This is a genomic window from Nitratireductor sp. GZWM139, from assembly GCF_030068685.1.
GTDB lineage: Bacteria > Pseudomonadota > Alphaproteobacteria > Rhizobiales > Rhizobiaceae > Nitratireductor > Nitratireductor aquimarinus.
In genome coordinates this window covers 207,859-234,728 of sequence record NZ_JAMQML010000004.1, presented here as the reverse complement: position 1 = coordinate 234,728, position 26,870 = coordinate 207,859, and the positions used below count along the sequence as shown (strand labels likewise).

27 protein-coding genes and 1 tRNA gene are annotated in these 26,870 nt (G+C 63.3%); 8 read left to right on the top strand and 20 right to left on the bottom strand.

Annotation, left to right across the window (positions count from 1 at the left end; all coding sequences use genetic code 11):
• Positions 1–10: 10 nt before the first annotated feature.
• Complete coding sequence (locus NDI72_RS06875; protein ID WP_206548338.1) at positions 11–775, bottom strand: DUF3108 domain-containing protein; 765 nt, start codon at positions 773–775, stop codon at positions 11–13.
• Positions 776–1,032: 257 nt separating this feature from the next.
• Between NDI72_RS06875 and rpmB the strand changes: the two genes are divergently transcribed.
• Positions 1,033–1,332, top strand: coding sequence for a 50S ribosomal protein L28 (gene rpmB, locus NDI72_RS06870; RefSeq protein WP_113153159.1), 300 nt, complete (start codon positions 1,033–1,035; stop codon positions 1,330–1,332).
• 147 nt (positions 1,333–1,479) lie between these two features.
• The gene (locus NDI72_RS06865; protein WP_283800016.1) at positions 1,480–2,112 is read left to right on the top strand and encodes a queuosine precursor transporter; all 633 of its coding nucleotides are present in this window, start codon (positions 1,480–1,482) and stop codon (positions 2,110–2,112) included.
• A 105-nt stretch (positions 2,113–2,217) separates the two neighbouring features.
• On the opposite strand, the gene NDI72_RS06860 is transcribed toward NDI72_RS06865, so the two are convergent.
• The 6 genes from NDI72_RS06860 to NDI72_RS06835 are packed head-to-tail and all read right to left on the bottom strand — an operon-like array spanning position 2,218 to position 9,291.
• Positions 2,218–2,682, bottom strand: coding sequence for a MarR family winged helix-turn-helix transcriptional regulator (locus NDI72_RS06860; protein ID WP_283800015.1), 465 nt, complete (start codon positions 2,680–2,682; stop codon positions 2,218–2,220).
• Positions 2,679–3,263, bottom strand: a complete 585-nt coding sequence (locus NDI72_RS06855) for an amino acid synthesis family protein (protein WP_283800013.1) — start codon at positions 3,261–3,263, stop codon at positions 2,679–2,681. Before NDI72_RS06855 ends, NDI72_RS06860 begins: the two co-directional genes overlap by 4 nt.
• On the bottom strand, positions 3,256–4,173 hold the full coding sequence (locus NDI72_RS06850) for a UPF0280 family protein (RefSeq protein WP_283800012.1): 918 nt from the start codon (positions 4,171–4,173) through the stop codon (positions 3,256–3,258). The genes NDI72_RS06855 and NDI72_RS06850 overlap by 8 nt, the downstream gene beginning before the upstream one ends.
• Positions 4,170–5,696, bottom strand: a complete 1,527-nt coding sequence (locus NDI72_RS06845) for a 6-hydroxynicotinate reductase (protein ID WP_206548341.1) — start codon at positions 5,694–5,696, stop codon at positions 4,170–4,172. Before NDI72_RS06845 ends, NDI72_RS06850 begins: the two co-directional genes overlap by 4 nt.
• Positions 5,693–8,440, bottom strand: a complete 2,748-nt coding sequence (locus NDI72_RS06840; RefSeq protein WP_283800011.1) for a molybdopterin-dependent oxidoreductase — start codon at positions 8,438–8,440, stop codon at positions 5,693–5,695. Before NDI72_RS06840 ends, NDI72_RS06845 begins: the two co-directional genes overlap by 4 nt.
• Positions 8,437–9,291: an FAD binding domain-containing protein gene (locus NDI72_RS06835; RefSeq protein WP_283800010.1), complete on the bottom strand. Its 855-nt coding sequence runs from the start codon at positions 9,289–9,291 to the stop codon at positions 8,437–8,439. The genes NDI72_RS06840 and NDI72_RS06835 overlap by 4 nt, the downstream gene beginning before the upstream one ends.
• Positions 9,292–9,457: 166 nt before the next feature.
• Between NDI72_RS06835 and pncA the strand changes: the two genes are divergently transcribed.
• On the top strand, positions 9,458–10,057 hold the full coding sequence (pncA, locus tag NDI72_RS06830) for a bifunctional nicotinamidase/pyrazinamidase (RefSeq protein WP_283800009.1): 600 nt from the start codon (positions 9,458–9,460) through the stop codon (positions 10,055–10,057).
• Between the two features lie 205 nt (positions 10,058–10,262).
• Here pncA and NDI72_RS06825 read toward each other — a convergent pair whose 3' ends face one another.
• The 8 genes from NDI72_RS06825 to NDI72_RS06790 all read right to left on the bottom strand — a co-directional run bounded on the left by NDI72_RS06825 (position 10,263) and on the right by NDI72_RS06790 (position 17,930).
• The gene (locus NDI72_RS06825) at positions 10,263–10,604 is read right to left on the bottom strand and encodes a GIY-YIG nuclease family protein (RefSeq protein WP_206548345.1); all 342 of its coding nucleotides are present in this window, start codon (positions 10,602–10,604) and stop codon (positions 10,263–10,265) included.
• Between the two features lie 134 nt (positions 10,605–10,738).
• Positions 10,739–11,446, bottom strand: a complete 708-nt coding sequence (locus NDI72_RS06820; RefSeq protein ID WP_206546181.1) for an ABC transporter ATP-binding protein — start codon at positions 11,444–11,446, stop codon at positions 10,739–10,741.
• A gap of 1 nt (position 11,447) precedes the next feature.
• The gene (locus tag NDI72_RS06815) at positions 11,448–12,188 is read right to left on the bottom strand and encodes an ABC transporter ATP-binding protein (RefSeq protein ID WP_283800008.1); all 741 of its coding nucleotides are present in this window, start codon (positions 12,186–12,188) and stop codon (positions 11,448–11,450) included.
• The gene (locus NDI72_RS06810; protein ID WP_283800007.1) at positions 12,176–13,141 is read right to left on the bottom strand and encodes a branched-chain amino acid ABC transporter permease; all 966 of its coding nucleotides are present in this window, start codon (positions 13,139–13,141) and stop codon (positions 12,176–12,178) included. Before NDI72_RS06810 ends, NDI72_RS06815 begins: the two co-directional genes overlap by 13 nt.
• A complete protein-coding gene (locus tag NDI72_RS06805; RefSeq protein WP_113153170.1) occupies positions 13,138–14,019 on the bottom strand; it encodes a branched-chain amino acid ABC transporter permease in 882 nt (293 codons plus the stop codon). The genes NDI72_RS06810 and NDI72_RS06805 overlap by 4 nt, the downstream gene beginning before the upstream one ends.
• A 140-nt stretch (positions 14,020–14,159) precedes the next feature.
• On the bottom strand, positions 14,160–15,464 hold the full coding sequence (locus NDI72_RS06800; RefSeq protein WP_206553864.1) for an ABC transporter substrate-binding protein: 1,305 nt from the start codon (positions 15,462–15,464) through the stop codon (positions 14,160–14,162).
• A 286-nt stretch (positions 15,465–15,750) separates the two neighbouring features.
• On the bottom strand, positions 15,751–17,163 hold the full coding sequence (locus tag NDI72_RS06795; RefSeq protein WP_283800006.1) for a hypothetical protein: 1,413 nt from the start codon (positions 17,161–17,163) through the stop codon (positions 15,751–15,753).
• Positions 17,160–17,930, bottom strand: coding sequence for a GntR family transcriptional regulator (locus NDI72_RS06790; RefSeq protein WP_113153173.1), 771 nt, complete (start codon positions 17,928–17,930; stop codon positions 17,160–17,162). The genes NDI72_RS06795 and NDI72_RS06790 overlap by 4 nt, the downstream gene beginning before the upstream one ends.
• A gap of 258 nt (positions 17,931–18,188) precedes the next feature.
• Between NDI72_RS06790 and NDI72_RS06785 the strand changes: the two genes are divergently transcribed.
• From NDI72_RS06785 to NDI72_RS06775, 3 genes are all read left to right on the top strand, one after another.
• Entirely contained in the window at positions 18,189–19,175 is a 987-nt protein-coding gene (locus NDI72_RS06785) for an ABC transporter substrate-binding protein (RefSeq protein ID WP_283800005.1), read from the top strand.
• A 70-nt stretch (positions 19,176–19,245) separates the two neighbouring features.
• Complete coding sequence (locus tag NDI72_RS06780) at positions 19,246–20,025, top strand: ABC transporter ATP-binding protein (protein WP_206546178.1); 780 nt, start codon at positions 19,246–19,248, stop codon at positions 20,023–20,025.
• An 8-nt stretch (positions 20,026–20,033) separates the two neighbouring features.
• Positions 20,034–20,963: an ABC transporter permease gene (locus tag NDI72_RS06775; RefSeq protein WP_206546247.1), complete on the top strand. Its 930-nt coding sequence runs from the start codon at positions 20,034–20,036 to the stop codon at positions 20,961–20,963.
• Positions 20,964–21,029: 66 nt separating this feature from the next.
• On the opposite strand, the gene NDI72_RS06770 is transcribed toward NDI72_RS06775, so the two are convergent.
• The 4 genes from NDI72_RS06770 to NDI72_RS06755 form a co-directional block, all read right to left on the bottom strand.
• Entirely contained in the window at positions 21,030–21,242 is a 213-nt protein-coding gene (locus tag NDI72_RS06770; RefSeq protein ID WP_246751836.1) for a Trm112 family protein, read from the bottom strand.
• Positions 21,243–21,264: 22 nt separating this feature from the next.
• A complete protein-coding gene (locus NDI72_RS06765) occupies positions 21,265–21,936 on the bottom strand; it encodes an LON peptidase substrate-binding domain-containing protein (RefSeq protein ID WP_206546177.1) in 672 nt (223 codons plus the stop codon).
• A gap of 66 nt (positions 21,937–22,002) precedes the next feature.
• Positions 22,003–23,034: a thioredoxin gene (gene trxA / locus NDI72_RS06760; RefSeq protein WP_206546176.1), complete on the bottom strand. Its 1,032-nt coding sequence runs from the start codon at positions 23,032–23,034 to the stop codon at positions 22,003–22,005.
• Positions 23,035–23,124: 90 nt separating this feature from the next.
• The gene (locus NDI72_RS06755; RefSeq protein ID WP_113153178.1) at positions 23,125–23,622 is read right to left on the bottom strand and encodes a prolyl-tRNA synthetase associated domain-containing protein; all 498 of its coding nucleotides are present in this window, start codon (positions 23,620–23,622) and stop codon (positions 23,125–23,127) included.
• A 215-nt stretch (positions 23,623–23,837) separates the two neighbouring features.
• Here NDI72_RS06755 and NDI72_RS06750 point away from each other — a divergent pair.
• Positions 23,838–23,912: transfer RNA gene (locus NDI72_RS06750), tRNA-Gly, on the top strand.
• 220 nt (positions 23,913–24,132) lie between these two features.
• The gene (gene cls, locus NDI72_RS06745) at positions 24,133–25,551 is read left to right on the top strand and encodes a cardiolipin synthase (RefSeq protein WP_283800004.1); all 1,419 of its coding nucleotides are present in this window, start codon (positions 24,133–24,135) and stop codon (positions 25,549–25,551) included.
• Between the two features lie 107 nt (positions 25,552–25,658).
• On the opposite strand, the gene NDI72_RS06740 is transcribed toward cls, so the two are convergent.
• Positions 25,659–26,867, bottom strand: coding sequence for a phosphopentomutase (locus NDI72_RS06740; RefSeq protein ID WP_283800003.1), 1,209 nt, complete (start codon positions 26,865–26,867; stop codon positions 25,659–25,661).
• Between the last annotated feature and the right edge of the window lie 3 nt (positions 26,868–26,870).

Here is a 26,870-nt window from a genome sequence, read left to right as displayed (position 1 = left end):
GATGCGCCCCTCAATCAACCGGACGGCCTCTGATATGCACCGTGCCGACCTTGGTACCGATCCGCGCTTCAACGGGCGTGTGATGGCCACGCGCCCCCAGCGGCCTGAAGGCTACCAATAGACGAGCCTTGTCGCGCAGGAAAGCGATGGTCGAGCGGCCCTTGCGATAACCCGAGACCGGGATGAACTTCGCCCTGCAGGTGATCAGGTCCGTGCCGATCCGCTCTCCCCTGGCTGCCGGAGAAAAAACGATGTCTGCACGCATTTCGCCATCGAACACCTTGAAGCGGCGGTTGCAGACGTCGGCTGCACTTGCCGCTGGCGACAGCAGGGCCGACAGCGGATCAAGGGCCCCGGCGAGATCCTTCTTCGACACGGCCACCCAGTCCCTGCCGCGCTTCTTGGGCTTCGGCGTTATCACCGTCTCCGTGATCTGCCCCTTGGAAAAACGGATCGTGGTCGTTTCACGCTTTTTGCCGCTCAGATAGGCAAGCTCATAGGAAGATGGCGTCACGGCATCGCCGGAGAGCCGGCCTTTCGAAATCACCGTGCCATCCGTCTTGTCGAACAGGCGCGCAATGCCGGCGCTGGCGAACCGCCCCGAAACCTCGAAGCGGCTTTCGTCCAGACGGCTCGTGAAATCGGCCTTTCCAATGGGGATGCCATAGAGAAACGCATCATAGCGAAGGCGGTGCGTCTCGGTCTCCGCCAGAGCGGTTCCTGAAGCGGCGCAAAAGCCAATCGCAACAACAAGACAATATCCAGCAGGCCGCATCACGAGCGGTCTCCTCTAGCCAGGCCAGCGAACCGGCAGCGTCCCTTCCCCTTGCGTGAAGAGGAATATTAAGGCATTTCTTTGGAAAAGGGCCATGGAGATTGTCCGAACAGGGGCGCTGGGTGCTTGACCCGCTCGCCAAATATCTCTATGGAACGGCAACTTTTTCCATAAGGCCGCCAATGATCAACCGCGCGCCGCCAATTCAAGGTGCGGCAGTGGGGTATGGACGGGCCAAGACGATGAAGGTTTGAAAAATGTCCCGCGCCTGCGAACTGACCGGCAAAGCCGTAATGACCGGCAACAATGTTAGCCACGCGAACAACAGGACGCGTCGTCGCTTTCTGCCCAACCTGTGCCACGTGACCCTGCAGTCCGAGGCTCTTGGCCAGAACGTGCGTCTGCGCGTTTCCGCCAGCGCCCTGCGCACGGTGGAGCACCGTGGTGGCCTCGACGCGTTCCTCGTGAAGGCGAAAGCGAATGAGCTTTCCCAGCGTGCACGTCTGCTGAAGAAGCAGGTCGAGAAGAAGATGTCCGAACAGGTTGCAGCTGCCTGAGGCTTCTGCGCCCCGGCAAAGCCGGGGCACTGTTTGACAGGATGATCGGCTCGCCATGGGGCGTGCATTTCCCGGGTTGAGGCTTCAAGCCTTTTCAGGATTTGTACCGCTGGCGAGCTTTCTGGTTCCATCACCCAGGATAAAAAAATGAATCGGCTTTATGCGATCTGGCCTTTCATGGCCTCCATGGCGATCATCGTGACCGCCTCGAACTTTCTCGTTCAGTTTCCGTTTCGCCATTTTGGCCTGGGTGAGCTTCTCACCTGGGGCGCTTTCACCTATCCGGTGGCGTTTCTCATCAACGATTTGACGAATCGCCGCTTTGGCCCCGGCGCCGCCCGGCGGGTGGTGCTTTCAGGCTTCGTGCTGGCGGTGATTCTCTCGATCTGGCTCGCCAGCCCGCGCATCGCGATTGCCTCGGGCGCAGCGTTCCTCTTTGCACAGCTTCTCGACGTCGCCGTTTTCGACCGGCTTCGCGGCAGCGCATGGTGGCGCGCGCCGCTCATCTCGACGCTGATCGGCTCCATGCTCGACACGGTGCTCTTCTTCTCGCTGGCTTTCGCCGCGCGGTTTGCCTTTCTCGACACGGCATTCGGCCTGGAAGACGCTTCTCTGGCCTTCCCGGTCTCGCTGTTCGGCACAGGCATCGAAGCGCCCCTGTGGCTTTCGCTGGCGCTGGGCGATTTCGCTGTAAAACTGCTGATCGGCTTCGCCATGCTCGCGCCTTATGGCGCACTGCTCACATTCCTGAGCGCAAAACCCGCCTATAACCGGGGTTAGAGCATCGGCCCGAAAATCGGAATCGATTTCCGGAAAGCACGATGCGTGTTTTCAAGAGGTTAGAGCGTCCTTTGTGCGTCCATTCGGACGCACGGCGCTTTGGCCTCAGCCTTCGGCGAGCTTTGCCAGAAGGCGCAGAAAGGTGGCGGTCTCGCGCTGGGTCAGCGGAGCCAGCGTCTCCTCGCTCACCTCCAGCGCATCGGGCAGGAGCGCCTCGATGGTCTCCCTGCCCTTGTCGCTCAGGCTGACGACCAGACGACGCCGGTCACTGCCATGCGGCTCAAGCGCAACGAGATCGCGGGCCTTCAACCGGTCGATAACGCCCTTGATGGTCGCGGCGTCCATCGCCACAAGCTGGCCAAGCTGATTCTGGGAGGTTGCGCCAACCTCGTGAAGCTTTGCCAGCGCAGCAAACTGCGGCGGCGTCAGATCGCTGATGCGCGCCGCAAAAATCGCCAGATGGCGCTGGTTGGCCTTGCGCAGGATGAAGCCAACCTGCTCGCCGAGCTCATAGACATCGGCCGTGTTGTTATCGGCCTGCGTCCCGAGCCCGTCGCGCTCCACTGTCATCTGAGACCGTCCTCGCCTTTCACTTCGTCGACCGTCAGGCCGCCCATGCGCGCATGGATACGCGGTCCACAGGCCATGGCAAGCACAAACAGGATTTCGTCGGGGCGCGGACCATCCGGCATCCCCACTTCCATCGCGTCGAAATGGCTGCGCACATAGGCCGCGTTGATGTGGCCGAGCGGAATATCGATGCGCGCGCCAAACCCGCCCACCTTCTTGGATGAGGGCACGATGGCCTTCGAATCGCCCAGCCGCTCACGCATGGCGTAACCGCCCGGCACATGCCACAGCGCCCCGTGTTCCAGCTCACCGGCCGTGCCGACAATGGCGCCCTTGCCGAAACCGTCGATCACCGCAATGTCACCGCCAAGCGCAGCGATGAGGCGGTCGGACATCTCCAGCCCGAGCGGCTTCAAATCCTCCATCGCGCTCTCGACCTCTTCCACATAGCCCCCGGCGAAGGGGTTCTTCACCAGTGCCAGAGCGGCGGCGCGGCGACGCGGCTTCATCGGGGCCGGGCCGCCCTCATGGAGAATTTCTTCGGTCACGAGCGCGATCTTGCGCAGGGTGAATTCAGGCATGATGGGCAATCCTGTTGCTGGAAATGTTTCTGGGTCCGGTTGCGCCTTTGGCGGCGCGATCACGCATGCTGACAAGCGGGGCAGCGCCGCATTCGCGCACCGCACCGCACAGGAAAAGGGCCGCACTCTCGATGAGACCACGGTCGCGCATCGCCTCGGCCACGGCATGACCGCGCCCAAGCGCCTGCGCAACCTCGGAACCCGAGAGCGCGCCAACAGCCTGCGTCACCAGACGGTCGCGCAGATCACTGTCGGGATCGATTTCACAGGCCGGAACGCGGGATATTGCCGGGTGCCCCGGCAGATCAACCGCATTGGCGATCAGCGTCGCCGCCACATCGGCAGAAGCAGCGGAACGCGCCAGCACCGTCACCGCATCGGCGATGCCGAGGGAATGACTGCGCCCGCGCCACCCGCTCGTCGCCATGCCCCGCACGGGATCGCCTGAGCGGATTGTCACGCGGTCGGCGAAGCTATTTCCAGTTCCGGCAATGGCCGCTTCGAGGCTTTCGCCTTCCCTGAGATAAAACGCGCTGTCGCCGCCATTGTTCACATAGGCGCGCGCCAGCGTCCGCCCCTCAACGAGAGCAGCAAGAACCTCATCGGCAACGCTCCCGGCCACCGCCGCCATGGGCGTGACAAAGGCAGGCGCATGGCGCTCTACCGCCGCCTCCATGCGGCGCGCGGTGGTGGATGCAAAACTGCGCGGCTCTTCACCGACAGGGCTGCGCAGAGCCGGCAGTTCCGCCACCAGTTCTTCAAGGATCGTATCGAACCGCGCAACGGCCTGCCGACAGGCCGCACGGCATTCATCTTCCGCGCCGAACGCCTCGACAATCAGATCAATCGGGCCGTGGTTCAGATGCAGACGACGCCCATCGGCCAACCAGCTGGCGGTCGGGCCGCTCACCGCTTCGGCTCCCGGCGCAACTGGTGTAGCGGCGGCCAGGGGTTCGATGCGGCAGCGCCCCGCGCCTCACGTTGATTGAAATATTCGCCACCCTTTTCCAGCACGTCTTCCACGCTGCGGATCTCATCCGCATAGCCGCCGAGGCGAATGTAATCCTCCCGCCGGAGCGTGAACTCGATGGGCGCGACCAGCGCCGGGGTCGGCACATAACCAAAAGCATTCTCGGGCGTGCGCATCACATCCACCATGATGGTGATGCCACCGCCCGGCCACACATAAACCGGCGCGCCGCCAACCGTGACATAGGTTCTGAGCCCCTGAACCGAGCGCGTGAGATTGACCGGATTCTCCGTCACACCAGCGCGAAGACTGCCTCCCGCACCGCCCATGAACAGAACGGTGCAAAGCGCCGGCTCGCAATTCTCCTCGATCAGCTCCACGGATTTGCGCAGGCGTTCGGGGAATGGTTTCTTGACGGGCTTCAGCGCCTCATCGAGCTCGTAATAGGAAAACTGCTCGCCCGTGGTGGACACCATGAGCAGCGAAAGTCCGGGCCGTGCACCCTTCTTCTCATTGAAGGGGCCAAGAATTTCCAGCGGATCGTCAATGGTCGTGCCGCCCCAGCCCAGCCCCGGCTCGGACACCTTGAAATAGCGCCCCGGTGTGGAGCGTCGGCCGATGATCTTGATGCCGGTGTCTTCCCAGCCGATCACCTTGCCCGCCTGATGCTCGGACACGACGCCGGTGATGTGGTCATCGACGACAACCACTTCGTCCACCAGCCCCTTCCATTGCGAGGCGAACATGCCAATGGTCGCCGACCCGCAGCCGACCCGCATGCGCTCCTCGCGCGTGCCGTCGATGACCGGCGGCTTTCCCGCCTGCACGACAATGCCTGCACCGCCGTCGATGGTCAGTTCCACCGGCTTCTTGTTGCACAGGTCCATCAGCGCCTGGCAGGTGACACGGCCTTCCGCCTTGGAGCCGCCCGTCAGGTGCTGCACCCCGCCGAGCGAGAGCATCTGGCTGCCATATTCAGCCGTGGTCACATGGCCGACCGCCTCGCCATCCGCGCGCACCGTCGCGGCTTCAGGGCCGAGATGCCGGTCGGTGTCGATCTTCACCTTCACGCCGCAATAGGAGAAAATCCCCTCCGTCACGACCGTGACGAGATCGACGCCTTCCACCTCCTGCGACACAATGAAGGGGGCGGGCTTGTAGTCGGGATAGGTGGTGCCCGCGCCGACCGCGCTCACGAAGCGGCGCTTGGTGTTGACCAGTTCGCCATCCCACGGCGCTTCCCCCTCAAAGGGTACCACCGGGTCGCCTTCCTCGGCCGCGTGTTCGAGAATGGTCACCGGGTCGCAGCGTGTGATGCGCCCGTCGAAATTGCCGTAGCGATCACAAGCGCCCGTGCGCCCCTCGGCGATGTAGCACATGACGGGGCATGCATCGCAGCGCAGCTTGTCGCCTGCCGGTTTTTTGGGCGGCGTCGCCTCGAAACGTTCGGTCAGCTCGTTCATTGTCCTGCCTCCCGCGCCCGGATGGCCGCCAAAATGCGGCTTGGCGTGGCCGGCACTTTCGTCACCTCGACACCCACCGCATGACGGATCGCATTGAGGATCGCCGGCGCGGTGGGGATCAGCACATGCTCGCCCAGCCCCTTCGCCCCGAACGGCCCTTCCGGGTCCGGCACTTCCACGAGAATGGTTTCGATGGGCGGCACGTCGCCAATGGTCGGGATCAGATAATCGTGCAGGTTTTCCGTGCGGCCCGGAACATATTCCTCCATCAGTGCCAGGCCGATGCCCTGCGCAATGCCGCCCTCGATCTGGCCTTCCACCAGAAGCGGGTTGATGGCGCGGCCCACATCGTGAGCGGCGACGATCCGCAGAAGCCGCACCGTACCAAGCGTGGTGTCGACCTCCAGCTCCACAAGCTGCGCGCCATAGCCGTAAACGGCGTAGGGAACACCCTGCCCCTTCTCGTCCAGCGCCGTTGTGGGCGGATCGTAGGTTTCCTCCGCGCAGAACACATAGCCATCAGAACCGGCTTCAATCTCAGCGAGCTCAACACGCCGCCGCACCGCCCCCTCGCGAATGACAAGCGCCCCGTCTTCAAGACCGATCACCGCCGCATCCGACACATTTGCGAAGCGCAAAATTTTCTCCCGCAAAGCGCGGCCCGCCTTCTCCGCAGCCTTGCCCGTCACATAGGTCTGGCGCGAGGCAGACGTCTTGCCCGCATCCGGCGTGACGCCCGTATCCCCGCCCACGAGTTGGAACGCCGAAAGCGGCAAACCGCTGGCGTCCGCGCAGATCTGCGTCACCACCGTGTTGGAGCCCTGCCCGATATCCACCGCGCCCTGATGCAGCATCACCGCACCGGACGCCGTGATGCCGACGCGGATCGTCGAGGGGTTCGGCAGCGCCGTGTTCCCGCAGCCATACCAGCAGGACGCAACGCCGATGCCGCGCCGCAGCCTCCCGTCGCCCGCATTGGCGCTATCGGCTTCCGCCTGGGCACGCGCCCAGTGCGGTTTCAGCGCCTCGAGACAGTCGCGAATGCCAACGCCTGAAAGCGCCTGCCCGCAAGTGGTGCGATCACCATCGACAAGCGCATTGTCGATGCGGAACGCTAGCCGGTCGCGGCCAAGCTTCTCCGCCAGCCGGTCATAAAGCGTTTCCTGCATGATGGTCGCCTGCGGCACGCCAAAGCCGCGAAACGCGCCCGATACCGGACCATTGGTGTGGATCGCCCGACCCGTGGCGCGATAATTCGGCGTGCGATAGGGGCCGGAGGCGTGAACCGGCACACGGTTCGCCACGGTCGGCCCCCAGCTTGCATAGGCACCGGTGTTGAAATCCCCCTCGAACACCATGCCGGTGACGCGCCCCGCCGCATCCGCACCGATTGAGGCGCGCATGGCCGCCGGGTGCCGCTTGGTGGTGGAGCGCATGGAATCGCCCCGCGTGTAGACCATCGCCGCCGGCCGGCCCGTTTTGAGCGTCACCAGCCCCACCAGCGGCTGTAGCGAGATGTCGAGCTTGGAGCCAAAACCGCCCCCCGCCGCCAGCGGCACGATGCGCACCTTTTCAGGCGGCAGGCCCAGAACCCTGGCGGTGTCGTCGCGGTCCATGTAAGGCGCCTGCGTGCAGGCCTTGATGACCAGCGTGTCGCCCTCCATCGCCGCAAACCCCGCCTCGGGCTCGATATAGGCATGCTCCACATAAGATGTCTCGATCTCGCCGGAGACAGAAACGAAAGCACCCGCCAGAGCCGCCTCGGGATCACCACTCTCCACAAAGCCCTGTGTGAGCTGATTGCCCGTGCGCCCCTCATGCAGATCGGGAAAGTCCGGACGCCGCGCCTCATCCGGCGTAAGCGCATGGGGCAGCGCCTTCCAGCTGACCGGAAACGCATCCATGTCCAGCGCCTCGATGGCCGCGCGTTCGCCGGCGATCAGCGCCACAGCCTCACCACGAAACCGCGCCCGCCCCCCGGCCAGCGCCGGCTGGTCGGCGAAAGGCGGAATGACGCCAAACCGGTTTTCGCCCGGAATGTCGGCTGCCGTGAAGACCGCGACAATGCCGGGATGCGCCGCGATGAACGCCTCCGTGTCGCCGATCTCGAAATCCGCATGCCAGTGCGGCGAGCGCACCACCGCCACCGAAAGCGCATCGGCCGGACGTTCATCCGCGCCGAACACCTCAGCCCCACTCACCTTGCGTTCGCCATCGAGCCTGATGGGCGACGCGCCAACGGCGCGGCCCTGCTCCACCATGGCCGCATCCGAAGCAACCGAACGGTTGGCGTTCATCACCGCATCGATGATCTTGCGATAGCCGGTGCAGCGGCACAAAACGCCGCCAAGCGCATCCTGAACCTCGGTTTCAGATGGCGCAGGGTTCTTTTCCAGAAGTGCTGCCGCGCTCACGAGAACGCCCGGCGTACAAATGCCGCACTGGGCTGCACCATGGCGCAGGAAGGATTCCTGAAGCGCCGACAGGCTGCCATTGGAAAGCCCCTCCACCGTGCGCACGCGGCTGCCCGACAGCCCCGCCGCCGGCACGAGGCAGGCGCAGACCACCGCGCCATCCACCTCAACCGAACAGGCCCCGCAATCGCCCGCATCGCAGCCAACCTTGGTGCCGGTCAGCCCCAGCCCGTCACGCAGCACGGAAGAAAGCCGCTGGAGTGGAGAAACCTCCGCCACAACGGGCTCGCCGTTCACCTCGAACGAAACGGAAAGTCGCTCTGCGCTCATGCCATGGCCCCTCTTTCCGCTGCAACGCCAAGCGCCTGCTCCAGCGCCCGCGCCGTGATTTCGCGCGCCGCTTCCAGCCGATAGGCGGCCGTGCCGCGCACATCGTCGATGGGCGACAGCTCGGACAGGTCGCACGACGCCACCGCAGAGCGGATATCCGCAACCCGCGCGCCTTTCAGCTGCGCCTCCAGGCCTGAGAGCCGCTGCGCCACCGCCGAGCAAGAACCGACACTGACCGCCGCTTCCGCGATCCGCCCGCCATCAATCACCACCCGCGCAGCGGCCATGGCGATGGAAATCACCAGATAGCGCCGCGCGCCCAGTTTCACGAAGCCCGAGTTCCCGCGCGCCGAGGCCCTTGGCACACGGATCGCCGTAAGCAGTTCATTGGGCGCACGCGCCGTCTTGCGATTGCCGAGAATGAAGGCCGCAAGCGGCAGATACCGAACACCCTCCGCAGACCGCAGCTCCACCTCTGCATCAAGCGCCAGAAGCGGCGGCACCCCATCGGCCGCCGGCGAAGCATTGCACAGATTGCCGGCCACCGTGCCGGCATTCTGGATCTGCACCGAGCCGACTTCACGGGCGGCAAGCTTGAGCATGTCGAAGGCGGGCGGCAGCGGCGCATCGATCACCGCGCTCCAGCTCGTGCGCGCGCCGATGACGATGTGCGTCGCGGTTTCGTGAATGCCCTCAAGGGCCGACAAGCCGTTGATGTCGAGCACATCGCTCTTCAGCGGGCCCGCGCCGAGGGCGGGATAGAAATCCGTGCCACCGGCAAGAATCGTCCAGCGCCTTGAGCATAAAAGCCCCAGCGCTTCCTCCAGTTCGGTCGGTCTGGCATAGTCCATGCTGCGCCTGCCTGCCAATCGCGATGTCGTTCCCAAGCCCTTTTTGCTGCTCTGACGGCGGGGCTTAAATTCATTTGTACACGAATGATACGCTCCTCTGCACGCTTGTCAAAGGGGAACATTCGGTCCACCTTCCCGGCGATTTCATGCGAGAAGGAGACAGGGCATGGCCGACGAGGCGTTGATCGTGATCGATGTGCAGAACGATTTCTGCCCCGGCGGAGCACTTGCCGTGGCCGGAGGCGACGAGGTTGTACCGGTCATAAACGGGCTGATCGAGCGCTTCGACCACGTGGTTCTGACGCAGGACTGGCACCCGGCGGGCCATTCCAGCTTCGCCTCCTCGCATCCGGGCAAAGCCCCGTTTGAGACAATCGAAATGCCCTATGGCACCCAGACGCTGTGGCCCGACCACTGCGTTCAGGGCACCGGGGGCGCAGCCTTCCATGACGGGCTTTCATGGGACAGGGCCGAGCTTGTCATTCGCAAGGGCTTCCGCAAGTCGATCGACAGCTATTCGGCCTTTTTCGAGAATGATCACGAAACGCCGACCGGCCTGTCGGGCTATCTGCGCGAACGCGGCATCACCCGGGTGACGCTCGCCGGTCTGGCGACGGATTTCTGCGTCGCCTATTCAGCCATCGACGCCCGCCGTCAGGGATTTGAGGCCACCGTCATCCTCGAAGGCTGCCGCGCCATCGACCTTGGCGGCTCGCTGGCGGCGATGACCGAGAAGATGAAAGAGGCCGGCGTTACGCTGGTGTGAGTGATGGGCTTGCTGAGTTGGGAGCCAAGTCAGGATGCCAAGCGCCCTCGCCCTTCGACAGGCTCAGGATGAGGGCTGTTGGAGCGCTGCGCCTGTCATCCACCCACATTGCGACAGCGCTAAAGTAACCCTCATCCTGAGCCTGTCGAAGGGCGAGGGTGCCAGGCACCATGACCGAAGCCAGGTCACCTTCTCTCGACGCTCCTCATTCTCGACCACCCGCGCTTTTCGAGCGATGATCGCCAAGGCACCCGGCACCATTCCCCTGCCCGTTCCGCGACAGGTCCGGCAGCGCTTCATAGTCGAGTGCCATCAGCGCTTCCTTCTTGGCGCGCGACCAGCCCTTTATCTGCCGTTCCCGGGCAATGGCGTCGAGAATGCGATCATAGGTTTCGGTAAACACCAGCTCCACCGGGCGGCGAGGCTTGGTGTAACACTCAAGAATGCCCGCATTGTGCTCCCACACACGCGCTTCAACCGGCTGCTTGGTCAATCCGGTGTAGTAGGAGCCATCCGCGCATCGCAGGATATAGACCGTGGCTTCCATCGCGCTTCCCGCCAGAATAAATGCATCCTGTGATTGCATTTCATGCGGGCCACGGAGTCAAGCGCCCTCGCCCTTCGACAAGCTCAGGATGAGGGCTGTTGAAGGGCGAGGGCGCCTGGCACCAACGTCCCGCGTCACCCCACCCCCACATAACGGTGCACCATATCCGGGTCTTCCCGCAGGCGCTCCACATCCACCGTCTCGCGGTTGCGGCCGTTCTCGATGAAGGCAACGCGATCCGCCACGGGCAGAACGGCATCAACCCGCTGCTCGACAAGGATGGTGGAAACGCCGCGCTCGCGCAGCCCCGCCACGGTCTCGCGAATGCGCGCGATCATCGAGGGCATGAGACCCTCCGTCGGCTCATCCAGAAGCAGCACCTGCGGCTCAAGGCAGAGTGCGCGCGCCATGGCCAGCATTTGCTGCTCGCCGCCCGAAAGCGTGCCGGAGCGCTGCTTCAGCCGCTCGCGCAAAACCGGGAAGAGCTCGAGCACGCTGTCACGCGTGGCAGCACCCTTGCCGCGTGTCATCAGCCCGATCTCGATGTTTTCGCCCACGGTCAGTTCCGAAAACAGCCGACGCCCCTGCGGCACATAGGCAACGCCGGCTTTCGGAACCTCGTGCGGCGCGAGGCTGTTCAACTCCACATCGCCAAGCAGAATGCGGCCTGCCGTTGCCGGCACCAGACCCATGATCGTCTTCAGCGCCGTGGTCTTGCCGGCGCCATTGCGGCCAAGCAGGCAAAGCACCTCGCCGGAGCGTAACTCCAGATCGAAACCGCGCAGCACCTGCACATGGCCATAGGCGCTGTCGACATTTTCCATTTTCAGGGCAGCCGTCATCTCAACCTCCGAGATAGGCTTGCTGGACGGCCTGGTTGGCGCGGATCTCGGCAGGCGCGCCCTGCGCAAGAATGCGCCCCTGCTCCATCACCGTGATGCGCTCGGCAAGCGCCATGACCACATCCATGTTGTGTTCAATCAGAAGCACCGTCGCCTCCTCGCCGATCTGGCGCACCAGCGCGATGAAATTCTCGATCTCGCTGTCGGAGAGACCCTGCGTGGGTTCATCGAGAATCAGGAGACGCGGCCGCAGCGCCAGCCCCATCGCCACTTCAAGCAGCCGCTGATGCCCGTAAGACAGATTGCCGGCCACCTTTTGCGCGTGCTCCGCAAGGCCCACCTTCTCCAGCGCGTCCATGCCGTGTTCGGTGAGCGCGCGCGCTGAAAGCCCCCGCGCGTGGTCATCGATCAACTGCCGCTGAACCGCCAGCGCCACATTGTCGAAGGCCGTCAGATTGGCGAACACGCTGGTGATCTGGAACGTGTAGGCGATGCCGGCGCGCACCCGCTTGTGGGCCGGCATCTGCGAAATGTCCTGCCCGTCGAAAACCACGCGTCCTTCCGTCGGCGCGACACGCCCGCAGATGAGGCTCACAAAGGTCGTCTTGCCGGCCCCGTTCGGGCCGATGATGGCGTGGGTCTCTCCCTCGGGCAGCGAGAAGTCGACGCCATCGACCGCGCGCAGGCCGCCGAAGGCGCGTGCAAGCCCCATGGTTTCAAGAAGCGGGCTCACGGCAGCCATGGCAACCACCTTTCACGCACCGTACCGGTGATGCCTTTGGGGAAGAACAGAATGACGCCGATCAGCACCAGACCGACCACCAGCAGATGCGCGGTGGTGTAGCTCGACGCGGTGTCGATGACATAGAACATGAACAGGGTGCCGATGAGCGGGCCGAGTGTCGTCGCGGCACCGCCGACCAGCACCCAGAGCAGCGGCAGAATGGAATACTGGATCGCCGCAAAACCAGACCCGACATAGCCGAACAGCACCGCATAGGCAGCGCCCGAGGCGGCGCAGAAAATGCCCGAAAGCACCATCGACATGAGCTTGTTGGCGAACACGTCATAACCCAGCATGCGCATGCGCTCCTCGTTCTCGCGAATGGCGATCAGCGAGCGGCCATAGGGCGCGCACACCAGAAACAGGATCGCTCCCAGAACCAGCGTGAAAAGCGAAAGCGCCACGAGATAGCGGGTGGAGGGATCGGAGAGATCGAGCGCCCCGCCGGGAAATTCCAGAACGCGCGAGGCCTGCGGCAGAACGAGCCCTTCCTCGCCGCGCGTATAGGTCGTGAAGTAAAGGGTCATCAGATAGAAGACCTGCGCGAACATCAGCGTGACGATCATGAACGCGACGCCGGTTGTGCGCAGCGCCAGAAAGCCGACGACCAGCGCCAGCGCCGCACCGGCGGCAAGCCCCGTCCCGAAGGCCGGCCAGACGCTCCATTCCAGATGGTAGATCGTCAGCCCCGCCCCATAGAGCCCGGCGGCGAAGAACATGGCGTGGCCGAGGCTGAGCAGTCCCGTGTAGCCAAAGGCCAGATTGTAGCCCATGGCGAAAACGGCCAGCACTAGAACGCGCGCAAACACGCCGCGATGATATTCCGGCAGCAGAAAGTTGAGCGCCAGAAGCAGGAGGACCACGCCGACATGAAGGGCAATGGTCTTTGCAGAAGGGGTCAGTCTGGTCATCGCGCGGCCTCTCCGAAAAGGCCCTGCGGGCGAAACACCAGGATCATCGCGACCGCCAGCGTCGCCAGCATCTTGGCGAGCGTCGGCGAGAAGAACATCGAGATGATGCCATCCGACAGGCCGATCAGCACCGCCGCCAGAACCGTGCCGCGCAGCGAGCCCAGACCACCGATGATCACGACGATGAACGACAGAAGCAGCGGATCGTGACCCATCAGGTAATGCGCCTGCTGGATCGGCACGATCAGCACGGCCGCCACGGCGGCAAGCCCCGCCCCCAGCGCAAACACGCCGGCATAGACGCGCCCGACCGGAATGCCGAAGGCCTGCGCCGTCTCACGGTCGAACTGGGTGGCGCGCATGACGAGGCCGATCTTCGTGCGCGTCAGCACAAACCATGTCGCCAGCATCATCAGGATGGAGAAGCCGATCACCGCGAGTTTGTAGGCGGAATAGCCAAACCAGGGCAGCTGCATGCGGTAATTGAACGGCGCTTCGACCGGCCGCGCCTCCGGCCCGTAAAAAGTCAGGGCAAGCTGCTGGATGATGTACATCAGGCCGATCGTGGCGACGATGGTCGCCTCTGGCTCATATTTGAGACGGCTCAAGACCAGCCGCTCGGCAACAAAGGCGATGGCAGCCACCACAAGCGGGCTCAGCACCAGCGCCACGAGAAAGCCGATCGCCGGATGACCGCCGAACAGCGACGCGAACCACCAGGCGAGCACCGCGCCCAGCATGTAGAACTCGCCATGGGCGACGTTCACCACCCGCATGACGCCAAAGACCAGTGACAGGCCAAGCGCCATCAGCGCCAGCACAGCCGCCGTCACCAGCCCTTCAAGCGTGGCGAGAAGAAAATACGGACCGAAGGCCATTCACAAACGCACTTTCATGAAAGGAGCCGAAGACACGCCGCCGAACCGTCCCATGGGAAAAGCCGCAACGCTGACGTCCCCTCTCCCCGCGTGCGGGGAGAGGGCAAGGGTGAGGGGCAAACACCGCCCGCCTTGATGTCTTAGAACGACATCGCCGTGTAGTCGGCCTCGGGCTCGTAAGCGCCGTCCTCGATGGAGGTGCGGTGCACAACTTCGAGCTTGCCGTCCTTGACCTGGCTGATGCTCTGCTCGCCGAAGACCTGGTGGATCTTGCCGTTGAACAGCTTCTTGCCCTGCGGATGGTCCGGGCCGGCTTCCATCCCGGTCATCGCCTCGGTGGCCTCGATCATGGCGGCGCGGTCATCCGGCCCCTTGTAGTCGCAGGCTTCCATCGCGGCCTTGATGACGTTGAGCGTCTCCCAGCAGCCGAACATGTGAGCGGCGGTGGAGATGTCCTTGCCGTCATTCACGCTCGCGCCATTGTCGTCGATGCCCACCGTCTCGCGATAGGCGGTGACATAGTCCGGCTGATCCGGCTGCGCGTAGCGCGGCATGCCTTCCCAGAAATGGCTTCCTTCAAGGAATTCCAGACCCGGGCTTGCGATATCGACGGCCTCGAGCGAGTCGATGAAGCCGAAGAGCTGCGGCCCGCCGGAGCCGAAGAACTCGCCCATTTCCTTCACGAAGGTGAGCACGGCCGGGCCGACCATGACGTGATAAATCACGTCCGTGTCGCGCGGGATCTGCGGGAAATAGCGCGTGAACGAGGTCTCCGTCGGCGGGATCGGCACCTTGGCCACCACCTGCCCGCCCTGCGCCTCGATGGCCGGGGTGAAGAAGTCGCGGTGGTCATGTCCGAACGCATAGTCCGGATAGACCAGCGTGACCTTCTTGCCGAGATTGTCGGCGATCCACGGCGCCATGGAGCGGGCCTGCGACTTCACATCGGTGATGCCCGGCTGCACGCAGTAGCGGTTCAGCTTGCCGGATGCGACGTGATAGCCCTCGCTGACCACGTAATAGGGGATTTTCAGCTCGCCCGCCGCCGGAGCCGAACCGACGACCACGTGGCTGAACAGCGTTCCGTAAACCAGATCGACCTTGTGCTGGTTGGCGAATTTCTCGACCACCTCGGCACCGCGCTTCGGGTCCGTGCCGTCATCCTCGATCACGATTTCGAGCGGCCGCCCGTTGATGCCGCCGGCATCGTTGATGCGCTTGGCTGCCGCCGCCGTGACGCGATCGTACCAACGGCCATAGGCCGCGCCGATGCCCGTGCGGTGGCACTGGAAACCGATCTTGATGGGCTCGGAAGACTGCGCCTGCCCGTAACGCACGAAGCCGGGCGCGGCGATGAGACCGGCCGCAGCGCCGAGGCCCTTGAGCGCCGACCTGCGGCTGAGACCGCTGTTTAAATTAACCAGAGACTTGCGATTTTCACTCATGCCGGTTCCCCATTGTTGTGATCGTTTGACCGAGCATTTCCAACGGTTGGAAGCATTTTCCAGCGTTGGAAAAATCACTTGTGTACAAACTAAATCACCAATCCAATCCCTTGGCAACAGGACATGCCCCAAGGGAAACGCGCCTGTCTTTTAAAACATTTTAAGTCGCAGCGGAATTGCAGATGGGGGACAAAGTGACGAAGAAACAAAGAGTTACCAAGAAGGTCCACCCGGCAGAAACAGCCGTAACGCAAATGCCGGGATCAAGAAATTTTAATCCGCTTTCTCAGCCCACGGTGGGCGCGGAGAGCAGCCAGAGGCCAAAAACGGTGTAACCGACCATCAGCGCGGCAAGCGGAATCTGGCTGATGGTCGCCACCCGCGCAGAGCCGAAATGCCGATAGGCGATCAGATGCGACAGAACAACGGCCAGCACATGCCCGCCAATGATCGCCACCGCCTGCGCGTTCCAGATCAGCCACGCAGACCGCGCGCCGAGCGTCGCGCCGGCCTGCACATGCATCCCCGCCGTGCCGAACAGGTTCCAGCCCTGCATCAACGGGTCGGAGAGCGCGGCAAGCGCATACTGGCTGTTGATGGTGAACCCCACCAGATAATGCGAGAAATGATAGGCGAGCGCGATGGGAATGATCGACCAGGCCAGAAGACCGCCCGTCTTCACGACATCCGCCTCCCCCACAAACCGGCAACCCAGCCAGACCGCGCCCATGAAGGCGGAAAACAGAAGCACGAACATCAGGGCGAGCCCCAGCGAGTTCGCCCCGACAACCGCCGAACGGCCGGGGAATTCCAGTGGGTTGATGCCGATGAGATCGAGCCAGAAGAATGTGTGCGTGAGCCCGTCGAAGGACACCGAACTTAAGGCCAGAAGCAGAAAGGCGATGCCGGAAAGCGGCAGCGCCGCTGCCTCTCCAAGCTTGTAGCCCGGCAGGCCGATCACCAGCCGCCGCCCCCTGTCGCCAGCCTCCAGCGCAAAGAAAGAAAGGCGCGAAAGCATGGTGAAAAACAGCGACAGAAACTCCACCCGGCCGCTCCAGCGCTCATGCCCGAACAGGACCATGCCCGCAAAGGTGAAGCCCCAGTAGAGCGAGACGGCAATCGCAAGCCTTTCGGGGTCGGAAGGCGCAAGATAGACAAGCTCGAACCAGGCAAAGCCGAACAGCGTCACGAAGGCCGGCCACATCCCCAGCCAGGCGGGCAGACGCCAGAACCCGTCTTTCGGAACACCCGCACGCACCAGCATGCGCCACGGCCCATACCAGGGGTTGATCCAGTCCCAGACATTGCCAAGAACGCCCTGCACAATGGTCACGCCGACCCACAGAAGCGTCCAGATCACCAGCGGCAGCGGATTGGAAAGCGGATCGCGGCTGCCGTGAAAACCGGCAAACACAAGACCTGCAAGCGCAAGGAATGAGAGTGTGCTTAAAAGCGAACGCCCATCCAGCGGCATCGGAAACAGCGCAACCCTTCTTGCCGAAAGCCGCTCGAAACCATGCACCGGCAGAAAGACCAGAACCAGAAAGCTCAGCGCAACGGAGAGCATGCCGCCGAACAGATAATAGTCGGTCGGCAGAAGCAGAACATGGCCGCGCTCGGAGGCATGCGCCAGCGCCTCACCGGCGGCGGCGCATAAGGCGACCCCGGTCAGAAACGCACGCGATACAAGCGTTTTCATGCCTGTTTTCCGTGGTCTCCAGCCGTTGCTCCATCAAGATCGGCAAGCGTGAACACGTCGACGGTCAGCCCCACATGCTCTTTCATCAGCGCCAGCACCCCCTCCAGATTTCTGTCCAGGGCAAGCTCCATGAGTTGCGTGTGCTGGTCAAGGGACATGGCCGCATCGAGCGCGGCAATGGCCGCCTCATGGCCATCCTCCGCACCCGCCGCCGCGCGCAGCGTCGGCGTGACTGTCAGAAAGATGTGATGCCGGCAGAGCTGCCCCCAGATCTGGGTGTAGAAGTGCTTTAGCCAGGTGGCGTCCGCCGCAGAAAGCAGCGCCTCGTGAAAGGCCTGATGCCGCTCCACCCATTCATGCAAGGCGTCGTCGGAAAGCCCCTCGGCCGGTATCTGGCAGCGAGAAAGACGATAATGCGCCGTGACGACAGCAGCCTCCCAGTCGGCGTCGCCCTTGCGAATGGATTCCTCCAAAAGCGTGGTTTCCACCGCAAGCCGCGCCTTGGAGAGGTCTTCAAGCTCCGCGCGCGAAACGGGCGCAACGGCAAATCCGCGATTGCTCTCCGCCGTGACGAGGCGCTCGGCCTCCAGCCGTGAAAGCGCCTCGCGCAGCGGCGTCCAGCCAAAGCCATAGGCATCGCGCAGCGCCGCAATCCGCAGCGGCTGCCCCGGCATCAGGCGCGTCGCGAGAATGTCGCGGCGCAGATGGTGATAGGCTGCCTCCGTCTTCGTCAAAGGCGCGTCATCGTCCACGACCGTATGATGCAAAATGGCTCCTCCTCAGAACAAAAGTATATATAATTCAAGAGGTGTTCAACGATTATATATAGCGTTTGACAGGCATAGCGCCCGCGATATGATGCCCTACGCATTCGGATGGGAGGAGACGCATCCAGCATGCAAAGCCCATCCGACAGAGGTTGATGCGGGCAAACCGGCGACCTCTGATTTGATGTTTGACATGAGATATGGCGTGGAGGCCATCCTCATGTTTCAGGCCCCTCGGGCCCCCACGGGAGGAATGACATGACTGTAAAATCACGCTTATGGCTGCGCGGCGTTGTTGCCGCCGGCGCTATGGCTCTGGGTCTTGGCGCGGCAAGCGCCGAGCCGATCCGCATCGGTATCGCCAATTTCGGTGAGCATCCGCAGCTCAACACCGCGATCCAGGGTTTTAAAGACGCCATGGCCGCCGGCGGCTACGAGGAAGGCAAGGACGTTGTCTACTCCGAGAGCCACACCAATTTCGATGCATCGCTCGTGCCGCAGATGATCGCCAAGCTGCAGGCCGAAGGTCCGGTGCTCATGTACACCGTGACGACGCCGGTCTCGCAGATCGCCAAGAAGGCGCTTGCCGGTTCCGGCATTCCGATCGTCTTTTCCGCCGTCACCGATCCGGTGGCCGCCAAGCTCGTCCCCTCCTGGGAAGCCGGCGATGAAGGCATGACCGGCGCGACCGACCTGCAGGATGTCGCCGCCGTCATGGAGTTTGCCAAGAAGCTCGTTCCGGACGCAAAGCGCATCGGCCAGCCCTACAATCCGGGCGAGGCCAACGACGTGGCACTGCTTGAAAAGGTCCAGGAAGCCGCTCCCGCCGCCGGCTTCGAGGTCGTGGCCGTGGGCGTCGACAATGTGAATGACATTCAGCAGCGCGTCGCGTCGCTGGCCGGCAAGGCCGACGTGATCTACACGCCCGCCTCCAACCTGTTGCAGCCGGCCATCGCCGCCGTTTCGGCTGCCGCCCGACAGGCCGGCATCCCGATCATCAATTCCGATGATGGCGCCGTTTCCGATGGCGTGGTTCCGGCAAGCTTCGCCGTGAACTACCAGCAGGTCGGCCTCAACGCCGGCAAGATCGCGCTGCAGATCCTCGACGGCACGGACCCCAAGTCGATCCCGCCGATGAACCCGGCCTATGAAGATCACTCGCCGCGCATCTCGAAAAAGGCCATGGCGACCTTCGGCCTCGAGATCCCCGAAGAGCTCGCCGACTGCAACTGCATCGTCGACTGATACGGCAAGAGACCAGACGCGGCGTCTCCCCCTTTTCCGGGACGCCGCGTCAGCTTTAAGGGAGGTGCCGGTGCTTGAAGTTCGTGCCGCACGCAAAGTGTTCTACCGGGGACAACCCGACGAAAAGATTGCCCTCAACGGGCTCGACCTCACCCTGAAAACTGGCGAATTCGGCGTCGTGATCGGCTCCAACGGAGCGGGCAAGAGCAGCATGCTCAATGCCATTTCCGGGTCGCTCTCGCTTGATTCAGGCCAGATCCTCATCAATGGCGACGACATCACGGCCCTGCCCGTGCACAAGCGCGCAACCCGCATTGCCCGCGTGTTTCAGGACCCCATGCTCGGCACCGCCGCAAGCATGACGGTGGCGGAAAACATGCTGCTTGCAGAGCTGCGCAGCAAGAAGCGCACGCTGCGCCACGGGCTCAACGCCAAGCGCCTTGCCGATTACCGCGACAGGCTCGCCATTCTGGGCCTCGGCCTTGAAGAGCGCCTCGAAACACGCGTCGATCTTCTGTCCGGCGGCCAGCGCCAGTCGCTGTCGCTCATCATGGCGGTGGGCGGCTCGCCCGACCTCCTGCTGCTCGACGAGCACACGGCCGCTCTCGACCCGCGCACCGCTGACATCGTGATGGAAGCGACCGTGCGCGCGGTGGACGCGCTGAAGCTCACCACGCTTATGGTGACGCACAACATGCAGCACGCCGTCGATTACGGCCATCGCGTCATCATGCTCAATGCCGGGCGCGTGCATCTGGAAATCGGCGGAGAAGAAAAGGCCAATGTGACCGTGGCCGACCTGGTCGGCCATTTCGCCATCAAGACCGACAGCATGTTGCTCGCGAGCTGACCCCGATGATCGATTTTCTGCAAACCACTCTGACGAGCTTCGTCGCACTCATCCCCGTAACGCTCGCGCAAAGCCTGATCCTCGGCTTCGTCGTCGCCGGCATCATGATCCCCTTCCGCATGCTGAGCTTTCCGGATCTCACCAGCGAGGGCGCATTTCCGCTGGGCGGCTGCGTCTGCGGCCTGGCGCTTGCGTCCGGCCTCGGCCCGCTCACGGCCATCGGACTGGCTCTGCTCACCGGCTTCATCGCCGGCTGCTGCACCGCCTTCATCCATCTGCGCTTCCGCATCCACACGCTACTGGCCGGCATCCTGGTGATGACCATGCTCTACAGCGTGAACCTGCGCATCATGGGGCGCTCGAACCTCTCGGTGTTCGGCACGGAAACCATCTTCGACTGGGTGCCGTTCGTACAGCCGGGCTTCCCGCTCGCCAAGATCATCGCCGTCGGCCTCATCACGCTGGTGATCTTCCTGGCGCTCAACTTCTTCTTCACGACGGAGAAGGGCACGGCAGTGCGCGCCGTGGGCGCAAACCCGGTGATGGCGGAAGCACAGGGCATCAATGTCTGGGCGGCAACCATTGGCGGCATCGGCCTTGCCGGCGCGTTCTCGGCCTTCAGCGGCGCGCTGATGGTGCAGTCGCAGGGCTTCGCCGATGTGAACATGGGCCTCGGCATCCTCATCAACGGCCTTGCGGCGCTGATGATCGGCGAGGCAATCGTCGGCAAGGCGACCGTGTGGCGGCAGCTCCTCGCGCCCTTCGCCGGCGCGATGGTCTACTACCAGCTCGTCTCGCTGTGTCTGGCGGCAGGCATGCCTCCACCCGACCTGAAGCTTGCAACCGGCGCATTCGTGCTGCTGATGCTGGCCCTGCCCACGCTGCGCGCCGCGCGCAGCCGGCAGGCGGCGACGCCGCGCGAGAGCTTCCGCGAGTAGAAAACTCCGGGCGCGGCCTCAGAGCATTTTACCGCTCTAGGGTCAGGACCTATTAGGGCGGATGTTCTAATCGAGGGGCCGCGCCTCGGAAGGCAGCATGATCGGAATACCGTCACGCACGGGATAGGCGAGCTTGGCGCTCTTCGAGACCAGTTCGCCATTCTCCCGGTCCCAGCGCAGCGGGCCCTTGGTCAGCGGACAGACCAGAAGCTCAAGAAGCTTGCCATCCATCGGCGCGACCGCAGAGACCGCCTGACCGCCCTGTTTCTCATCATTCATCGTCTTTTCCCTCGAGAACCCGTCACTGAAGCCGGTGCGTGGCGTCGCCCTCACCCTGTGCCAGAACAATCTCCGTAATGGCGATCAGCGTGTCGGCCCGCGTCTTCAGATCAGGCGCTTCCAGAAGCGCCTGCTTTTCCGCCGGACCATAAGGCACCATCATCGACAGGGCGTTGACGAGGCTCGCATCCTCGGCCTGATGAACACTGTCCCAGTCGGCCTCGAGATCATTGGCCTCCAGATAGGCGCGAAACGCCCGCAACAGCGCCGCACGGTCCACCTCCGGCTCTTCCGGATCGTCATGCAGATCGCTTTCGAAGGGCAGGATGCGGCACTGGCGGAACGGCGTCTTGACGCTCAGTTCCTCAAGCAGCCGGAACCGGCAAATGCCGATCAGGGTGATCAGATAGCGCCCGTCTCCCGTCTCGGAAACGGAACCCAGCCGCCCGACACACCCCACATCGCAGAGAGCCGGTTCGCCATCGGGCCGCGTCGCGCCATCAAGGCGCGGCTGCACCATGCCGATGAGCCGCCCACCGGACAGCGCATGGTCCGTCATGGCCAGGTAGCGCGGCTCGAAAATGTTGAGCGGTAATCGTCCACCCGGCAGAAGCAGGGCCGCCGACAATGGAAACACGGGGATCACACTGTCGATATCGCGGCCGCTGCGATACGAAAAATTACCTGCCTTCACACGACGTCTCCCGATGTTTACCCGATATCTGGAGCAGCCTCGCCAATAGGCAAATAATCGGGCAGCTTATGAGAACAGAAGCGACGACAGCTTGCGCCGCGCCGAAAGCGTTGCCGGATCGGTTGCGCCCCAGGCCTCGAAGAATTTGAGAAGCTGGGCGCGCGCGCCGTCTTCCTGCCACTCGCGATCCGCCCGCACGATGGCCAGCAGGCTTTCCGCCGCCGCCGCCCGGTCGTCCTTCGCATTCTGCAGAAGCGCCAGGTCGAAGCGGGCCTGATGGTCGTTCGGGTCGGCGGCAAGCCGCTGCTCCAGAGCGGCTGCGTCGCCCAGATCGGCCACCTGCTCGGCAAGCGCCATCTTGGCCTGCACGGCGGCGATGGGCGCTGCATCTTTCTGCTTTTCAGGAACCTGCGCAAGCACCTGTGCCGCCTGCTCAGTCTGACCCGCTTCGAAAAGCAGATCGGCAAGACCGCCAATGGCGTCCACATTCTCCGGCTCACGCTGAAGGATCGCGGAATAGATCTGTGCCGCCATCTGCTGGTCGCCATTGGCGACAGCCTCTTTGGCGGCCTCAAGCGCGCCGGCGATCTCGTCATTGCCCGCGCCGGCGGTGAGCTTGTCGATGAACGCTTTCACCTGGCTTTCAGGCAATGCGCCCATGAACCCGTCAACCGGCTGCCCATCCTTGAAGGCAAAGACGGCGGGAATGGACTGCACGCCGAGCTGGCCGGCAACGGCCGGGTGCTCGTCGATGTTCATCTTCACCAGCTTGACCTTGCCGCCCGCCGCGCGCACCGCATTTTCGATGATCGGGGTGAGCTGCTTGCAGGGGCCGCACCAGGGCGCCCAGAAATCCACCAGAACCGGCTGATTGCGCGATTCCTGGATCACGTCAGCCGTGAAAGCGGCCGTCGTCGTGTCCTTGATCAGATCGGCCGCTGCGAGCTGGGGCTCATCCGACAGCGTGAAGGTCTGCGAAGCCGGCTCGGGAGCGGATGCGGGCGCTGCGCCGCCGCCGAAATCCACATTGGTGGTGTAGTCCCCACCGGCTGCGCCATAACCGCCGGACTTCCCGTAAGGATTGTCACCGTTGTTCATAAAAGCCTCTTCCTGCTTGCGGTCCGGCTCGCTGTTCGTGCAGCGCCCGGCCGGCCGATAGAAATCGTTTCGTCGCTCCAAATGTGGCGATCACTCGGTCACTTTCAAGACGAGCGGCTCATGTGCGACCGCTTCCAGAAAGCGCATCAGGTCGTCACGCCGGATGGATGTGGTCGCCTCATTGGTGAGCGGGTGCGCGTTGATGAGATCATTTTCCATCAAATCCGCGTCGAGCACCACCTTTACGCTGTGCTCTTCATCATTGATCACGCCAAAAACCGTCACCGAGCCCGGCTCCACGCCGAGAAATTCCATCAGCCTGTCAGGCTTGCCGAAGGAAACGCGGCTGGCAGCGCCGATCTTGTGATGAATCGTCTTCAGATCGACCTGCGCATCCTCGTCGACGGTCACAAGAAAGAAATTATCCTTCTTGTCTTTCAGAAAGAGGTTCTTCGTGTGCCCGCCCTCAATCTCCCCGCGCAGCGACTGGGAATCTGCAACGGTGAAAAGCGGCGGGTGCCGATGGGTTTTCGCGTCGATTCCCAGCGTTTCGAGATATTCGAGCAGGTTTTCGGGAGTTTTCGGCACGGTTTCACCCCTTTTCAACAACGGCGTCTTCAGAGCGAACTAGCCGCTGAAAGCCAGCAAATGCAAGCCCTTGAGCGACATTGAAGGTTCCTCCACCGCCGACTTTTTTGCGCCTGCGAAGGCGTTTTTAAAAAAACGCAACATCACTGTCGATTTCCTGTTGCATCTGCGAGCGGGATCAGACTATAAGCCCATCGTCGGAAGCGACGAAGCGAGCGGGCGTAGCTCAGGGGTAGAGCACAACCTTGCCAAGGTTGGGGTCGTGAGTTCGAATCTCATCGCCCGCTCCAGTTTCCGAAACTCAAAAAGCCGCGGTCATCCGCGGCTTTTGTGTTTTCCGGATCAGGAAAATCGCGCTCCCGAAAATTCCTCTGTGAAACCGGCACTGGCCAAGCGCCCGCACGGCAGACGGCCAGACGCCTTGCAGCCAGCGCGAATTCATGCAACCCGACGCTTGTCCGGCAGCCGGCTTATGCCATGCTGACCGTGATTTAGCTGAAGGTTTCGAGAATGCTGGCTGTCCTTATCCATATCACCATCGTCACCACTGCGACGCTCCACATCCTGCTGCGCCGCAACAGACAGCCGGAATCGCGCATGGCGTGGCTCGTCGTGGTCATGACGCTTCCGTATCTCGGAGCCCTCGCCTATCTGCTGCTCGGTCAGACCAGCGTTGGCCGCAAGCGCATCAAGAGGCTGACCAGCGCCTTCAACGACCTGCCGCGCCCCCCGACGCAGAACGCAGAAGCCCGGACACCGCTTTCAGCATGGGACGAAGCCCTGTTCCGGGTCGGGCGCTCCATCTCCGGCTATGAGCCGGTCAGCGGCAACCATGCAAAGCTGATGAAGGATTCGGATGCCGCGATTGATTCGATGGTGGCCGATATCGACGCGGCCCGCGATCACGTGCACCTCGTCTTCTACATCTGGCTGGATGACGGCAATGGCAACAAGATCGCCGATGCGCTGATGCGCGCCGCCGCCCGCGGCGTCACCTGCCGCGCCATGGTCGACGACATCGGCTCACGCGCCCTGGTGAAGGCGCCGCTCTGGCGCAAGCTCTCGGAGGCCGGCGTGCACACGCGCACCGCCCTGCCCGTGGGCAATCCCTTCCTGCGCATTCTCGATGGCCGCATCGATCTGCGCAATCACCGCAAGGTGCTCGTCATCGACAACGCCATCACCTATTGCGGCAGCCAGAACTGCGCCGATCCCGCATTTCTGCCCAAGGCGAAATTCGCGCCATGGTTCGATGCCGTCATGCGCTTCACCGGGCCAGTGGTGCGCCAGAACCAGCACCTCTTCGCCAGCGACTGGATGGGCAATGGCGGCGACGACATCACCGATATTCTGAAAGAGCCCGTGGAAGCGCCGAAAGGCGGCTTCTTCGCGCAGGTGGTGGCGACCGGCCCGACCTTCCGCGCCTCCGCCATGCCCGAAATGTTCGAGAGCCTGATTTATTCGGCGAGGCGCAGCGTGTTCATCACCACCCCCTATTATGTGCCGACACAGGCGCTTCAGGCTGCGATCTGCGCCGCCGGCAATCGCGGCGTCGATGTCACCATCATCTTCCCCGCCCGCAACGACGATTTTGCCGTCGGCGCGACCTGCCGCAGCCATTATGAAAGCCTGCTGGAAGCGGGCGTCAAAGTGCATGAGTTCAAGCCCGGCCTTCTGCATACAAAGTCGCTGACCGTGGATGGAGACGTGACGCTGATCGGCTCGGCCAATATGGACCGGCGCAGCTTCGACCTGAATTACGAAAACAACATCCTGCTGCACGACCCGCAGACCACCGCCGCAATGCGCGCGCGGCAGGAGGAGTATCTCGCCCAGAGCCGGCCAATCACGCTTGAGGAGGTGCGCGGCTGGAGCATGCTCCAGCGGCTCAAGCAGAACGCACTCGCGATTGTGGGGCCGATACTCTAGAGCAATTCCAGGAAAAGTGGGGACCGGTTTTCCGTCCGGAATTGCGTAAAAACAATACTCTAGACCCGCCTGCATGCGGACTGGAGGTACGGCCCCGGCGCGGCGCGTCAGTCCCCGTTGTCCGGATCTATCTGCAGATGCTCGGCGACAATCGCCGCAGCCTGCGTGAACGGCAGCACGCCGGCGCTTCCCTGCCATGGCCTCGCATCGCCGGCGAGAAGCAGCGGAACCCGCTCGCGCGTGTGGTCCGTGCCTGTCCAGGTCGGGTCGTTGCCGTGATCGGCGGTCAGCATGAGCAGGTCGCCGGGGCGCAGTTTCGGCAGAAGCCCGGCGAGACGGCGATCAAACCACTCCAGCGCCCGCGCATATCCCGCCACATCGCGGCGATGGCCGTAATGACTGTCGAACTCGACGAAATTGGCAAAGACAAGATCGCCATCGGCGGCACTTTCGACCGTCTCCAGAAGCCGGTCGAACAGCGCGTCGTCGTTCGGCCCCTTCAGCACGCGGGAAATGCCCTTGCCAGCAAAGATATCACCGATCTTGCCCACGGCATGCACGGTGCGGCCAGAGGCCACCACACGGTCGCAGATCGTGTCGCCGGGAGGCGGAATGGCGAAATCGCGCCGGTTGGCGGTGCGGGTGAAGCCGTTCTCCGCGTCCCCGACGAAGGGCCGCGCGATGATGCGGCCCACATTCATCGGATGGAAAATCCCGGCTGCCGCCTCACACAGACGTAACAGCCGTTCGAGGCCGAATGTCTCCTCATGAGCAGCGATCTGCACCACGCTGTCAGCCGAGGTGTAGACGATCGGCGCGCCGGTCTCCATGTGCTCCGCGCCAAAGCGCTCCAGCACATCCGAGCCCGAACCATGCGCATTGAAAAGCGTGCGTTCCAGCCCGCCTGCGCGCCGCAGCCGCGCCATCGCCTCTTCCGGAAAGGCCGGAACTTCGTGTGGGAAATAGTGCCAGTCCCTGGTGAGCGGCAGGCCTGCCAGCTCCCAGTGCCCGGTCTGGGTGTCCTTGCCGGCACTTTCTTCCTGAAGCGCGGCCCAGGAAGCATGGGCCTCGGGTGCGGAAAGCCCCGGCGCGGACTGGCCACAGGCCAGTTCGAGCGCGGCGCCAAGGCCAAGCGCGGAAAGATTGGGCAGATGAAGCGCGCCGGAGCGCCCCTCTTCCGCCCGGCCTGCGGCGCAGGCTTCGGCGATGTGCAGAACCGTGTTGGAACCGGCATCGCCGAACCGCTCGGCATCCGGTGCGCCGCCTATGCCCACCGAATCCAGAACGCACAGGAAGACACGACCGTTCACAGACATTCG